Here is a 12,804-nt window from a genome sequence, read left to right as displayed (position 1 = left end):
GACCCGAGGGAGGATCCGCCATGGGCTCGCTCACCTACGACTCGATGGTCATCGAATTCGAGGACCGGCTGCTGCTGCACCTCCAGATCGTCATCGTCAACAAGCTCCGCCGCCGGGAGAGCTTCGCCATGTCGTGGCGCGACGCCGCCGAGGTCGGCGACGGCCGCTCCACCATCTGGCTCGACCCGTCCATCCCGCTCTACTTCAAGTTCTCGGGCTCGCGGGTGCCCGCCGTCGACAGGGACTGGGTGGAGCTTCTCGCCGACTCCGCAGGCAGCTCGACGGGACTCGTCGTCGTGGACGAGGACGGCAAGCCCGAGGTCGCCGGGCGCTGCTTCGGCGTGGCGGCGGCCGCCCCGCACCTGGCGCCGACGGTGCGGGGCTGACGCCGCGGAGGTCCGCCGTCAGGGCGTGGGCATCCCGCCGGTGACGGCCAGCGTCTCGCCGACCACGTAGCTGGACTCGGGGGAGGCGAGGAAGACGTACGCCGGAGCCAGTTCGGCAGGCTGCCCTGGCCGGCCGAGCGGGGTCTGCGAGCCGAAGTCGGGCAGCTTCTCCGGCGGCTGGCCCGCGCTCGGCTGCAGGGGAGTCCAGATCGGGCCGGGCGCCACGGCGTTCACGCGGATCCCCTTCGGGGCGAGCTGCTGCGCGAGGGCCTTGGTGAACGCGTTGATGGCCGCCTTGGTCGTCGCGTAGTCGACGAGCTGCTCACCGGGGAGGTAGGCCTGCACGGAGGTGGTGTTGATGATCGTCCCGCCGGCGGGAAGGTGCTTCAGCGCCGCCTTGGTGAGCCAGAACATCGCGTAGACGTTCGTCTTCATCGTCGCATCGAACTGCTCGTCCGGGAGTTCCGCGAGGTCGGTGGAGAAGATCTGCTTGCCCGCGTTGTTGACGAGGATGTCGATGCCGCCGAGTTCCGCGACCGTGCGCTGCACCACCTCGTCGCTGAACGCGCGCTCCGTCAGGTCGCCCGGGAGCGTGAGCGCGGTGCGGCCGGCGGCACGGATCTGCTCCGCGATCGCCTGCGCATCCACCTCTTCCTCCCGCCGGTAGACGATCGCGACATCGGCGCCCTCCCGTGCGAACGCGATCGCGACCGCCGCGCCGATCCCGGAGTCGCCGCCGGTGACGAGAGCCTTCCGCCCGGCCAGCCTGCCGTGACCGAGGTAGTTGTCCTCTCCGTGGTCGGCGGGCGGGTCGAGCTCGCTGTCGCGGCCCGGCTCCGGCACCTGCTCCGTCGGCGGGTGGATGTGCGGGTAGCGGTCGACGGGGTTGTCGAAGCTGTACTGGTTCTCTGGCATGCCTCCATCCGTAGCCCTGTTGCGCGCACGCGTCAGGGGGCTGCGGATCGGGGCGAGCGGGGGTACCGTCCGTCGATCCTGCTCAGTCCCCGTCGATCCGCTCCAGGAGCTTCTTGGTCTCGCGGGCGATGTCGTCGTGGTCGTTCTGCGCCGCACGGCTCTCGAGCGAGATGACGGCGCAACGGTGCACGCGGCGGAAGTCGCCGTACGGGAAGCTGTAGCGTCCCTTCGTCTCCTCGCTCGCGTCCGGATCCTCGCCCAGGTGCCAGAGCGCGTACTCGTCCCAGCCGTGCTTCTCGATGAAGTCGTTCTCGTCCTTCGCGCTCGGGGCGTGCTCGCTCCAGTCGTCGCGTTCGTCGCGGACGAACCGGCTGCCGTCCACGAGGGAGCGCGCGTGCTCCAGCGCCTTGCGGTTAAGCTTCACGGTCATGCCTGATGCCTCTTCCCTTCGATCGTCTCGAGAGTCCCGGACGCTCCGGACGCCGTGGACGTCCCGGACGCTGTGGATGCAATCCCCGTCTCGCCCGCTGCGCAAGGGGGTTGAGGGTCGGCGCGGCCGGGACGCTGAATGCGCGGCATGGAGTTCTCGGCGGCTGTGCGGCGCGCGGCGGCGGCCGCGGTGCTGGTGGCGGTCGGCGCCGGACTGAGCGGCGGGCTGGCCGGATGCGCGGTCGCCGCGCCGCCCCGCGCGGAGCCGGAACGGGCCTTGCTTGACGTCGTCGGGAAGCCCGCGGATCTTGCGGGCCGCATCCTGAGGTCGGCCGGGTACCGCGTCGTGTTCGTCGGCGAACGCGGCGATCCCGTGAGCGCGTCGCCGTCGCGTCTGGTCGTGCGCGAGGATCCGGCCGGCGGCAGCACCGCCCGCGTCGGCCGGGTCGTCACTCTGAGCCTCGGTGACCGGTCGCGACACGCCGCGTCGACGGCGCCGTGACGGCAGGTCGCGACCGGTCGTCGACCAGTCTGCGCGTGGGCGATGTGTTGACGTTGAATCGATTCACGGCTACCATCGACCGCAGGCGTTCTGGAAAGCGCTTACCCCACGTACAGTCGACGACGACAGGAGACGATGATGTCCGAAGACGTGACCTCGGCGGAGGCCAGGCGGATGCCGCGGCGCGCCGCCATGAGCGGATGGGTCGGCAGCGCTCTCGAGTACTACGACTTCTCCATCTACGCAGCAGCGGCCGCGCTGGTGTTCCCGCAGGTCTTCTTCCCGAGCGAGAGCCCGGCGGTCGCCCTGATCGCCTCCCTCGCGACCTACGGGGTCGGCTACGTCGCCCGGCCGCTCGGCGCGTTCGTGCTCGGCAACTTCGGCGACAAGTACGGACGCAAGCGCATCCTGGTGCTGGCGATGATGGTGATGGGCATCTCGACGCTGCTGGTCGGCCTGCTGCCGACGTACGGGCAGGTCGGCGTGCTCGCGCCGATCCTGCTGGTCGTACTGCGGCTCATCCAGGGCTTCGCAGTCGCCGGCGAGCTCGGCGGCGCCAGCGCGATGATCGTCGAGCACGCGCCGGAAGGCAGGCGCGGATTCCTCACCAGCTTCAGCCTGCAGGGCACCCAGGCCGGCAGCATCCTCGCCTCGGCGAGTTTCATCCCGCTGTCGACCTACCTCTCGCCCGCGGCCTTCCAGGCGTGGGGATGGCGCATCCCGTTCCTGCTGAGCGTCGTCGTCATCGTCGCCGGGCTGATCATCCGCAGCCGCGTCGAGGAGACGCCCGCCTTCCGCCGGGAGGCGAAGGAGGCGCGGGTTCCGCGTGTCCCCGTCGCGCAGCTGTTCCGCGAGAACGGCGGCACGGTGTTCCGCGCGGTGTGCATGGGCCTCGCCAACGTGATCGGCGTCACCGTGGTCGTCTTCGGCACCGCCTACGCGACCCAGCCGGCGTACGGGGTGAAGATGAGCCCGTCGGTGTACCTGTGGATCCCCGTCATCGCGAACATCGTAGCGATCATCCTGATCCCGTTCTTCGGCCGGCTCTCCGACCGCATCGGCCGGCGCCCGCTGATGATCTTCGGACCGCTGAGCGCGGGCATCCTCTCCTTCGCCTACCTGTTCGTGGTCGGATCGAACAACGTGCCGCTGACGATCCTGCTGGCGATCCTGATCTTCGGCATCCTGTACCAGATGTGGAACGCGACCTTCGCGAGCTTCTTCCAGGAGCTGTTCCCCACCCGCACGCGCGTGACCGGTTTCGCGGTGTCGCAGAACATCGCGCTGTTCCTCACCGGGTTCCTGCCCAGCATCTTCACCGCGATCGCCCCTCCCGGGAGCGCATCGGTGCCGCTGGTCATCGGCGCGCTGACGCTGGTGTTCTCGCTGATCTCGGCCTTCGCCGCCTGGCGTTCGCGCGAGACGGCCAAGCTGGCGCTCGACGAGCTCGAGCAGGTGCCGGCGAAGCGGCAGCGAGCCGAGCGCGGAGAGGCGCGCACCCGCCAGGCCTGAGCGGGATGCGACGGGAGGAAGTGGCCGTGAGCGAAGGCACCGGTCCGGCACGCGTCGCACTCGTCGGTGCGCACGGCTTCGGCGAGATCCACCGCCGCAACCTCGCCCGCCTCGCCGGGCTCGGCCGCGCGAGGCTCGTCGCCGTGGCCGAGCCCGCTCCGTTCGCACCGGGCGAGCTCGCCGCCGACGTGCATGTCCACGCCGACCTGGATGCGCTGCTCGCGGCCGAGCGCGACCTCGACGTCGTCATCGTGTCCACCCCGCTGCACACCCACCTGGAGCTCGCGGAGCGGGTGCTCGCCTCCGGCGCCGACCTCTACCTGGAGAAGCCGCCGGTCACCTCCCTCGCCCAGTTCGAGCGGCTGAGCGCGGCAGCGGCGGCGGCCGGCAGGCTCGTCCAGGTCGGCTTCCAGAGCCTCGGCTCCCACGCCGTGCCGTGGCTGCGGTCGGCGCTCGCTGACGGCGCGTTCGGCGACGTGCGCGCCGTCACCGCCGCCGGCGTCTGGTCGCGCAGCCACGGCTACTTCACGCGTTCGCGCTGGGCCGGCAGGCGCACGCTGGACGGCATCGACGTCGTGGACGGTGTCGCCACCAACGCGTTCGCCCACGCGGTCATCACGGCGATGACGGTCGCCGGCGCCCAGGACCCGGGCGTCGTGGACTGGATCGACGTGGACCTGCACCGCGCCAACCCCGTCGAGAGCGACGACACCACCGTGGTGCGGCTGCGACGACCGGCTCCGCAGCCGGACGTCACCTGCGCGCTGACGCTCTGCGGCCCGGACAACGAGGCCGAGCCGTTCGTGACGATCCACGGCTCCGAGGCGACGGCCACCTTCTCCTACGTGATCGACGAGGTGCGGATCGTGGATGCGCACGGCGGAGATCGTGTCGAGCGATTCGGCCGCACCGACCTGCTCGAGAACCTGCTCGACGCGCGCGAGCACGGTGCCGAGCTGCTCTGCGCCCTCGGCGACACGGAAGGCTACATGGCGGTGCTGGAGGCGATTCGCACCGCTGCGGAGCCGCATCCCATCCCGGAGCGGTTCGTCGAGAGCGTCGGTTGGGGAGCGGACGAGCGCATCGTGATCCCCGGGGTCGCCGAGGCGATCGCCCGCGCGTGCGCCGCCGAGGCGACGTTCACCGAGCTGGGGCTGCCCTGGGCGGTCGACGGACGGGACGGTGCCGAGCCGGCGGGTGCGGCGTTCGCCGTCGGCGAGGACGCGGGGAGGGACGCGGTCGCGGTGCTCCGCACCGGAGAGGCGCTCGCCGCCTCCCTCTCGCCGCGGCCGTACCTGCACCCGGTGCGCACGCGTGCGGGGGCGGTGCTGACGGACGCCTTTCCGCTCGATCATCCGTGGCACCTCGGCGCCGGCGTCGCCATGCCGAGCGTGCGGGTGGACGGCCCTGCCGCGAACCTGTGGGGCGGGCCGGACTACCGGCCGAGCGCGGGCGGCTACCGCTGGGGCCGGACCCACGGACGCATCCGGATCCTGGCCGGGGAGAACGCGCCCGGCACCGTGCGCGAACGGCTCGAGTGGCTCGGCGCGGACGGCTCGCCCCTGGTGCACGAGAGCCGCACGTGGACCTGGGAGGCGATCGACGGCGACACGTGGCGGCTCGGGCTGCGCTTCGAGCTGCACGCTGCAGGCGGCCCGGTGACGCTCGACAGCCCGGGCTCGCTTGGCCGGCCCGATGCCGGCTACGGCGGCTTCTTCTGGCGGTTCGCGCCGTCCGCCGACGTCGATGTGCGGACGCGGGATGCGCAGGGCGAGTCGGCGGTGAACGGCGTCCGCGCGCCGTGGCTGCTCTGGACGTCCGTCCTCGACGGAGCGCGGCGGAGCGTGCTGTTCGGGGCTCCCTCCGAGGCGGACGACCCCTGGTTCGTCCGGGTCGCGGAGTATCCCGGCGTCGGGTCGGCGCTGGCGTGGGACGCCCCGCTGCGGATCGGACCGGGCGCTCCGGTGACGCGCACCCTCGCCGTGGTGGTCAGCGACCGGGAGCTGACCGTCGGGGACGCGCGCCTGCTGACGGCCTCGGCGTCGTAGCGGGAGCCTCCTCCCCGTCCTCCGATTCCGACCCTGCGCGCTCGAACCGGCCGGCCAGAAGCAGGAACGCCTCCCGCAGCTCCGCCGGCGCCGCCGCCGTGATCGCGGCGTCGAAGCGGCCGAGGGCTGCGGCAAGCGCCGGCCACGACCAGGAGCCGATGGTCAGCCGGCACCGGTCCGGGCCCAGCTCCTCGACCGTCCCCTCCTCGACGAAGGGTGCGACCGCCCGCGCGGGCAGGGCGAGCACCGCCTCGCCGACGCAGGGCCACACCCCGGCGCGCTCGGAGCCGCGGAAGCGCGCGTCGAGAAAGTCCCGCACCCCGCCGCCCGGCAGCTCGCGGCGCTCGAAGCGCGGCCCGGCGGGGAGCCGCGGCGTCATCCGGTCGAGGCGGAACACCCGCCAGTCGCCGAGGTCCGGCTCCCAGGCGACGAGGTACCAGCGGCCGCCGCTGAAGCCGACGCCGTGCGGCTCGACGCGGTGCCGCACGGCGTCGCCGGTCGCGCGCCCGGACGACAGGTAGTCGAACCGCAGCACCTGGTGCGCCTCGACCGCGGCGCTCACGGCGACCACGACGTCCGGAGGCGGCGGCGCCGCCCGCGTGGAGGACACGCTGACGACGCTCACGCCGTCAATGCGGTTGCGCAGGTGGCCCGGCAGCAGCTGGCGCACGGTGGCGAGCGCGCGGAGAGCGCCGTCCGACTCCGCCGTCCCCGCCGAGGCCGCCGTCTGCAGCGCCAGCGCGAGCGCCACGGCCTGCTCGTCGTCGAAGAGCAGCGGCGGCAGCTGCGTCCCGGCATCCAGCCGGTAGCCCCCGTCGGGACCCTTGATCGCCGTGATCCGGTAGCCCAGTTCGCGGAGCCGGCCGACGTCGCGCCGCAGCGTCCGGTCGCTCACGTCGAGACGTTCGGCGAGCACCGGACCCGGCCAGTCCCTGCGCGTCTGCAGCAGCGACAGCAGTGTCAGCATCCGCGAGGGCGATCCGGCCATGCGTCCATTCTGCCTCGAGTAGCGGACGCGCTCTGGCCGCTACTGGCGAGAGGCTCGTCTCACGACCGGCGGACCCGCCCGGCCGCAACCGAACCAGAGGAGGACCCCGTGTCCATCACCGTCACCACCCACCTGAACTTCCGCGGCGACGCGCGCGCGGCGCTCGAGTTCTACCGGTCCGTCTTCGGCGGCCGGGTCACCATCGCGAGCTACGCCGACATGGGGATCCCGGACCCGGCGACCGCCGACCACGTCGTCTGGGGCGAGGTCGTCTCCGACGCGGGCTTCCACATCATGGCGTACGACGTCTACCCGCAGCTGCCGCTGGAGCGCGGCCAGGACCCGTTCTTCGTCTCCGTGCGCGGCGAGGACGCGGGGGAGCTGCAGCGCTACTGGGACGCGCTCGCCGACGGCGCGACCGTGAAACAGCCGCTCGGCCCTGCGCAGTGGGCGCCGCTGTACGGCCAGCTCACCGATCGCTTCGGCATCACCTGGGTGCTGGACATCGCCGGCTAGGCCGGTGGCCGGGCCTCGTCCGCCGGGGCCGCCCGGGCCGTTCAGGGGTCGCGACACGCCGTTGGCCGTCCGCCGACGCGGCCTGTCGCGTCCCCTCCGGCCGCGCCCGCCCGCTCCAGCGGTCGCGTCAGCGCGTCGACCGGTGCTTCTCGGCTCGCACCCGCGCGGCGACCGACCTCTTCAGCCGGGTCGGGCCGGCGACGTAGACGGCGAGTTCCTCCCGCTGCAGGCGGTCGAGCTCGGCGTCCGCGTCGGAGAGCAGCACATCCATCGTCGCCGTGTAGCGCGAGACGCTCTTCGACGCCTTCGGGTCGAGACCTCGTTCCGCCTTCTCGAGCCGCCTGGTCAGTGCGGTGAGGCTCCGCTCGTAGTCCAGGCCGACCCGCGTGAGCTTCGGCGATCGTTCGCCCGGTTTGAAGTACGAGTTGAACCCGGTGCCCGCCGACGTGATCACGCCCAGCACGATGAACACGATGGTCACCCACCCGGCGTTTCCGGAGATCTTCACGAAGGCGCCCTGGGCCGCGACGAGCGCACCGATGGCCACCAGCACCACGCTCCAGAAGTAGGACCAGCGCGACAGTGCCGCCCCGTGCGTCATGCACCGGTTCCGTCCCGCCTCGAGTTCACCGATGACCTCACGCACGTGATCGGGTACGGAGGGGCGTCCATCCTCTTCGATGTTCACGCGCGCGATGGTAGCTCCACGGCCGCGCGGCGGGGAGAGGGCCGGTGCGGACACCCGTCGCAGCGTGAGGGCGGCCGGAGGGGACGCGACACGCCGCTCCGTCTCGGGGCGCTCGGCGCGTCCCGTCCCCTCTGAGTACTCGTGGGCAGGCTAGACGCCGCCGCCCCCGCCACCGCCGCCCCCGCCGCCGGAGAAGCCGCCGCCCCCGGTGCCGCCCGAGGACGAGCTGCTGGCGATCGTCGTGCTGGAGGAGATCCCGCTGACCACCTGCGAGAGCACCGCCACGTTGAACGCGGTCTGGCCGGAGTACCAGGTGGGCGCCTCGCCGGTCTGCTCGTAGAACCGTCCCAGCTCGTCCAGCCACTGCTTCTCGTCGCCGAACAGCACGGCCCAGGGGAGCAGCCGCTCGGTGAGCTTCAGCATCTCGCGCGGGTCGCCCACCGCCACGGGCACGCGCTCGGCGCCCTGCGGGGACTGCAGGTAGCGGATGCGGTCGGCCTCGGCGAGATGCACGTACATGCGCAGCCCGTCCACGTACTCGCGCAGCAGGGTGCCCTTGCCGGTCAGCGGCGACCGCGAGATGAGGACGGCGGTGGCGATGAACAGCAGCGCGGAGCCGACGAGGATGATGAAGGGCAGCGCGCCGCCGAACACCCCGACGATGCAGAACACCGCGCCGACCACCCCGAGCAGGGCTGCCGCCAGCGCGGTGAAGAACACCGCGCGGACCGGGCCGCGCGGGCCGGTGGTGCGGTAGCCGTATCCCGTCGCGTCCTTGTGCACCCGCTTCAGAAGGGCGGCGATCCCGCGCGCGACGCGCGAGTTGGACGAGCCGAGCTCCAGCGTCGCGCCCGGCGCCGGCGACTCCCCGAACAGCGCCGTCAGGAACTGCAGCTCATCGGCGGTGGGGCGCGGGTCGCGGAGCGCCTGGCGCCCCGTCGCCTCCGTCGAGACGAACTCGAGCGTGTACCTGTCGCGGCCGAGGAACCCCGTGCTCTGCAGCACGCGCACCCGGCCCGACACGGCGAGGTCGAGCGTCTGCGCGGCGACCGCCTTCTTGCTGCGTCCGGTCACGTCGGCAGCGAGCAGCAGGCCCTCGGCCGGCGGCACGTACTCGGGGATGATCGTGCCGCGACCCGGCGCATCCCGCAGCAGGCGTACCCGCACGACGATCCCGCCGATCAGCGCGAGGATGCCGAGCAGCAGACCGGCCGCCGCGGCCCAGCCCCAGCCGGTGTCGAACAGCCCGTCCGCGCGCGGGGTGAAGGTGCCGGGCGCGAAGCCGATCGCGAACGTGAGGTTCTCACCGGGGCCGAGCCGGTCCGCCGAGAAGCGGAACCCGCCGTCGGTCCGCTCGACGTCCGCCTTGTCGGTGGCGCCCTGCGCGCCCCGATACGCGGATGCCTCGCCCTGCAGGGCGTCGGCGAGCCCGGCGCCGAGGCGGACGGTGGCGGTGACGCGGTCGAAGGGCTGCGCCCACGCCGTCCCGTTGGTGTCCCAGTAGAACTCGTCGAGGCCGGTGTCGGCGAAGTACCGCGTGACGTTCGTCTGCCGGTAGGTGATGACGTAGGTCTGGTCGCCGTGCACGTAGCCGTCCGCCGCGATGGTCAGCGAGAGGATGCCGTCGTCCGACTCGCTCTCGTAGTGACGGGGCGTGCCGTTCTCGTCGGTCACCGACACGACCTTCAGGTCGGTGGGATGACCGTCGTAGTCTTCGACGAGCTTGCGCCGGATGCCGTGGTTCTGGTCGATTTCCGGGAAGCGGGCGACGAGCGTCTCGACGGTGGTCAGCGTCGAGTGCCCCTCCGCATCCCGCCCGAGCCGGTAGTCCCCGTCGAAGCTCGCGAACGTGAAGTCGTCGACGCCCGTTGGTGCGAAGGCGGCCTGAGCGGCCGCCGACACAGCCGGTACCGCCGCCGCGGTCCCGACCGCCGGCGCGCCGACGGCCAGCAGCGCGGCACCCGCGACGATCGCGGCGATCAGCCGTGCGGCTCGGCCACCGCGCCCCAGGTTTCGACCGTGCACGAGCACTTGCCCCGCCGTCCTCCGCCCCACGGGACGGTCCGCTCGGGCCGCCGGCCCTCCCGGCGGCACGGAACCATCCTGACACGGCCCGTGCCGCCACCAGGGAACCCGGCGTTCACCTTCCGGAGGTCAGGCGAAGACGCGCGTCGATCGCCTCGATGGACTCCCCGCGCGTGCGCGGCATGAACAGGATGCCGAGGATGCCGGAGCCGAGGGTCACGACGATCATCAGCACCGACACCCCGGCCAGCCCCGACGCGAGGAGGGTGGGCACGAAGACCAGCGAGATCGCCGACACGATGCGTGCCGCGCCGAAGCTCAGGCCGAGCGCGGTGCTGCGCAGCTCCGTCGGGAACAGCTCCTGCGACCACACCTTGTAGTGCGCCTCCCCCGCCATCGTGGTGCCGATGCCGTAGGTCACGAACGCGGCAACCAGCGTCCCGGCACCGACGGGGAGCACCAGCGGCAGGATCCACGCGGCGACCTGCACGACAGCTCCGACCACGAAGATGGGGCGGCGCGCCGCCCCATCCATCGCGCGCATGATCGCCAGGACGGTGATCAGGATGACGGGCACTCCGATGAGGGACACCAGGAGCGCGGTCGGTCCGGGCAGGCCGCCGACCGTCTCCAGCGCGTACAGCCCGAACGAGCCGTAGAAGTTCGTCCCGACGGTCAGCAGGGCGTAGAACGCCATGATGAAGAGGGTGCTCTTCAGCAGCCCGCCCCGGAACAGCACCCCGACGCCCTCGCGGACAGCGCCGGTCGAGCGTGCATTCCTCCACGCCTCCGGTTCGCCGATCCGCCGGCGCAGCGCCCAGGTGATGAGGGCGAGGACGAGGAGGTGGCCGAAGACGATCCGCGGCATCCACTCGCCGAAGCCGGACGCGGCCAGCACCACGAGGATGACGACCAGCGGACCGAGGCCCCACAGCAGCTGCGTGAAGGTGACGAGGCGCCCCCGGTGCTTGCCCGGCGCGGTCTCGCCGACCACGGTGATGGAGGTCGGCACGTCGGCGCCGATCGCCAGCCCGACGATGACCACCCCGATGAACAGCATCCCCGGCACGACAGCGCAGACGATCCAGAGCAGGCCGAACGCGTAGAGCAGCAGGTCGAACGAGTACACCCGCTTGCGGCCGACCCGGTCGCCGATGCGGCCGCCGACGATCGCGCCGATGCCGATGCAGACGGTGAGGGCGGCCGAGAGCAGCCCGAGCTGCCAGGCGTCCAGCGAGAACTGGCCCTTCCACACGGTGAGGCTCGCGCTGACCGCGACGATCGTCCCGGCGTCGAGGTAGGAGGCCATACCGGCCAGGAACGCCGTCCGCCAGGGTCTGCGCGCCTGCGGGTCCGTGGGGGCCTCGTCGCGGAGGTCGTCCGGCGCGGGAACGGGGGCGGCGGGGAGCGGGGCGGGCGCGGGGGTCTGGTCCGTCATCGGAGGTCTCCTTTCATCGGGTTGGGGGCTCATCGGGCGGGAGGCGGTCATCGGGTGGGAGGGGTCATCGGGTCTGCGCCCACTGCGCGGTCTGCGCGGCGAGCAGCGCGCGGAGGCCGCCGAGGTCGACGTTGTAGTCGACGACGTGCAGCCCGAGCGCGGAGGTCGAGGTGTCGGGGAGCATGCCGGCCGGATCCTCCACCTGGAGCCAGCTGGTGTTCGTGTTCGCGTCCCCGGCGAACGCGCACCGCCCGGTCAGGGCGCCCGGGGCGGCGCGGTAGCCGGTCGGGTCGGAGGGCAGTGTGTATCCGATCAGCAGATGGCTGAGCGCGCCGTTCGGGGCGATCAGGCTGCCGCGTACGAGCGTCCTGGTCGGCAGGATCGGGTCGAGCGGTGTCGCGGCATCCGCCGTGGCGCCGCTGAGCACCGCGCTCGGGTTGACGCACGCGATCCGGTGGCCGGCGTCGAGGTTCGCCGCCAGGCTCCCTGAGACCGGGGCGCGCCCGGACGGCTGGTCGTAGCTCGAGTACGCGATGACGCATCCCGTCGGGACGCCCCTCGGCTGCGGCCCGCACACCGGGAGCCGCTGGAACGTCGAGGCGGGGTCGGACCCTCCTCCCGCCGCCGCGTCGATCGGCACCTGGACCTGGCCGCCGAGGATCACGGCGCTCACGAGCTGCGCCGTGGCCGCCGCGTTCCCGTCCACCGAGTGCTGCAGCAGCTCCTCCACCGCGACGCTGCCCTGCGAGTGGCCGAGGATGATGACGCCGCGGCGCTCGCCGGTGGCCGGATCGATGTTGTCGTGGGTCCAGTAGTCGTCCCAGGCCTGCTGCACGTCCGCGAAGCCCGGTCCGGGATACGGATCGCCGCCGGTTGCGCCGCTGAGGGCGAGCTGCAGGAGTGTGCTCTGCCGGTACAGCGGGGCGAAGACACGGCACAGCCCGGTGAGCGGCCCGATCTGGGCGAGCAGCACGGCCACCTCGTCGTCGCGGGCGGACGGGGCGGCCGAGCCGATCATCAGCGCCGGGTTCGGCAGGATATCGACGGTCGGGTAGACGTAGAAGCAGTCGACGGGTGGCTCACCGCCGGTGGCCGGCTGGACGACGGTGGTCGAGGTCCCGGCGGCGACGGTCGTCGACAGCGGAACCGAGGTGCCGTCGGGGTATCGCCCGGTCGCGTCGCCGCAGGCCGAGGCGGGGTCGCCGGGATGGCAGAGCCACACCGGCTGCGCGAGCGGAGAGGTGAGGGACAGGGCGGCCTGCGGCGCGGCGGGTGCCACGCCGAGGCCGGCCGTCAGTGCGGCGGTCGCCGCGATCACGAGGAGCGGGGAAGGCATCGTCGCCTCCTTTCGTCGGCG

Annotated in this window: 12 protein-coding genes; 5 read left to right on the top strand and 7 right to left on the bottom strand. The window is 72.5% G+C overall.

Going from position 1 to position 12,804, the window contains the following annotated elements; all coding sequences use genetic code 11:
- The first annotated feature begins 20 nt into the window (after nt 1-20).
- Nucleotides 21-386: an ATP-dependent DNA ligase gene (locus AAME72_RS06015; protein WP_348789333.1), complete on the top strand. Its 366-nt coding sequence runs from the start codon at nt 21-23 to the stop codon at nt 384-386.
- An 18-nt stretch (nt 387-404) separates the two neighbouring features.
- Here AAME72_RS06015 and AAME72_RS06010 read toward each other — a convergent pair whose 3' ends face one another.
- Nucleotides 405-1,301, bottom strand: coding sequence for a glucose 1-dehydrogenase (locus AAME72_RS06010; RefSeq protein ID WP_348789332.1), 897 nt, complete (start codon nt 1,299-1,301; stop codon nt 405-407).
- Between the two features lie 82 nt (nt 1,302-1,383).
- Complete coding sequence (locus AAME72_RS06005; RefSeq protein ID WP_348789331.1) at nt 1,384-1,731, bottom strand: hypothetical protein; 348 nt, start codon at nt 1,729-1,731, stop codon at nt 1,384-1,386.
- Between the two features lie 147 nt (nt 1,732-1,878).
- Here AAME72_RS06005 and AAME72_RS06000 point away from each other — a divergent pair, with 147 nt between their 5' ends.
- The 3 genes from AAME72_RS06000 to AAME72_RS05990 all read left to right on the top strand — a co-directional run bounded on the left by AAME72_RS06000 (nt 1,879) and on the right by AAME72_RS05990 (nt 5,792).
- Nucleotides 1,879-2,232, top strand: a complete 354-nt coding sequence (locus AAME72_RS06000) for a PASTA domain-containing protein (RefSeq protein ID WP_348789330.1) — start codon at nt 1,879-1,881, stop codon at nt 2,230-2,232.
- A 138-nt stretch (nt 2,233-2,370) separates the two neighbouring features.
- Nucleotides 2,371-3,744 (top strand): MFS transporter, encoded by a 1,374-nt coding sequence (locus tag AAME72_RS05995; protein WP_348789329.1) that lies wholly within the window; start codon nt 2,371-2,373, stop codon nt 3,742-3,744.
- A gap of 26 nt (nt 3,745-3,770) precedes the next feature.
- On the top strand, nt 3,771-5,792 hold the full coding sequence (locus tag AAME72_RS05990) for a DUF6807 family protein (RefSeq protein ID WP_348789328.1): 2,022 nt from the start codon (nt 3,771-3,773) through the stop codon (nt 5,790-5,792).
- On the opposite strand, the gene AAME72_RS05985 is transcribed toward AAME72_RS05990, so the two are convergent.
- Complete coding sequence (locus AAME72_RS05985; RefSeq protein ID WP_348789327.1) at nt 5,734-6,780, bottom strand: WYL domain-containing protein; 1,047 nt, start codon at nt 6,778-6,780, stop codon at nt 5,734-5,736. The two genes, AAME72_RS05990 and AAME72_RS05985, sit on opposite strands and share 59 nt — an antisense overlap.
- Nucleotides 6,781-6,888: 108 nt before the next feature.
- Here AAME72_RS05985 and AAME72_RS05980 point away from each other — a divergent pair, with 108 nt between their 5' ends.
- Nucleotides 6,889-7,296 carry a VOC family protein gene (locus AAME72_RS05980; protein WP_348789326.1) on the top strand — a complete coding sequence of 136 codons (408 nt, stop codon included), beginning with the start codon at nt 6,889-6,891 and terminating at the stop codon, nt 7,294-7,296.
- 127 nt (nt 7,297-7,423) lie between these two features.
- Here AAME72_RS05980 and AAME72_RS05975 read toward each other — a convergent pair whose 3' ends face one another.
- The 4 genes from AAME72_RS05975 to AAME72_RS05960 all read right to left on the bottom strand — a co-directional run bounded on the left by AAME72_RS05975 (nt 7,424) and on the right by AAME72_RS05960 (nt 12,783).
- A complete protein-coding gene (locus tag AAME72_RS05975; RefSeq protein ID WP_348789325.1) occupies nt 7,424-7,984 on the bottom strand; it encodes a hypothetical protein in 561 nt (186 codons plus the stop codon).
- Nucleotides 7,985-8,134: 150 nt separating this feature from the next.
- Complete coding sequence (locus AAME72_RS05970) at nt 8,135-10,009, bottom strand: DUF2207 domain-containing protein (RefSeq protein ID WP_348789324.1); 1,875 nt, start codon at nt 10,007-10,009, stop codon at nt 8,135-8,137.
- 115 nt (nt 10,010-10,124) lie between these two features.
- On the bottom strand, nt 10,125-11,447 hold the full coding sequence (locus AAME72_RS05965; protein WP_348789323.1) for an MFS transporter: 1,323 nt from the start codon (nt 11,445-11,447) through the stop codon (nt 10,125-10,127).
- Between the two features lie 64 nt (nt 11,448-11,511).
- A complete protein-coding gene (locus AAME72_RS05960; protein WP_348789322.1) occupies nt 11,512-12,783 on the bottom strand; it encodes a DUF3089 domain-containing protein in 1,272 nt (423 codons plus the stop codon).
- Nucleotides 12,784-12,804 lie beyond the last annotated feature (21 nt).

Source organism: Leifsonia sp. NPDC080035 (assembly GCF_040050925.1).
GTDB lineage: Bacteria > Actinomycetota > Actinomycetes > Actinomycetales > Microbacteriaceae > Leifsonia.
This window is presented reverse-complemented; position numbering and strand designations above follow the sequence as displayed.

Coding starts and splice junctions, on each gene's coding strand:
- AAME72_RS05960 (WP_348789322.1), bottom strand. CDS start 12,783: ATGCCTTCCCCGCTCCTCGTGATCGCGGCGACCGCCGCACTGACGGCC.
- AAME72_RS06005 (WP_348789331.1), bottom strand. CDS start 1,731: ATGACCGTGAAGCTTAACCGCAAGGCGCTGGAGCACGCGCGCTCCCTC.
- AAME72_RS05965 (WP_348789323.1), bottom strand. CDS start 11,447: ATGACGGACCAGACCCCCGCGCCCGCCCCGCTCCCCGCCGCCCCCGTT.
- AAME72_RS06000 (WP_348789330.1), top strand. CDS start 1,879: ATGGAGTTCTCGGCGGCTGTGCGGCGCGCGGCGGCGGCCGCGGTGCTG.
- AAME72_RS05985 (WP_348789327.1), bottom strand. CDS start 6,780: ATGGCCGGATCGCCCTCGCGGATGCTGACACTGCTGTCGCTGCTGCAG.
- AAME72_RS05995 (WP_348789329.1), top strand. CDS start 2,371: ATGTCCGAAGACGTGACCTCGGCGGAGGCCAGGCGGATGCCGCGGCGC.
- AAME72_RS06015 (WP_348789333.1), top strand. CDS start 21: ATGGGCTCGCTCACCTACGACTCGATGGTCATCGAATTCGAGGACCGG.
- AAME72_RS06010 (WP_348789332.1), bottom strand. CDS start 1,301: ATGCCAGAGAACCAGTACAGCTTCGACAACCCCGTCGACCGCTACCCG.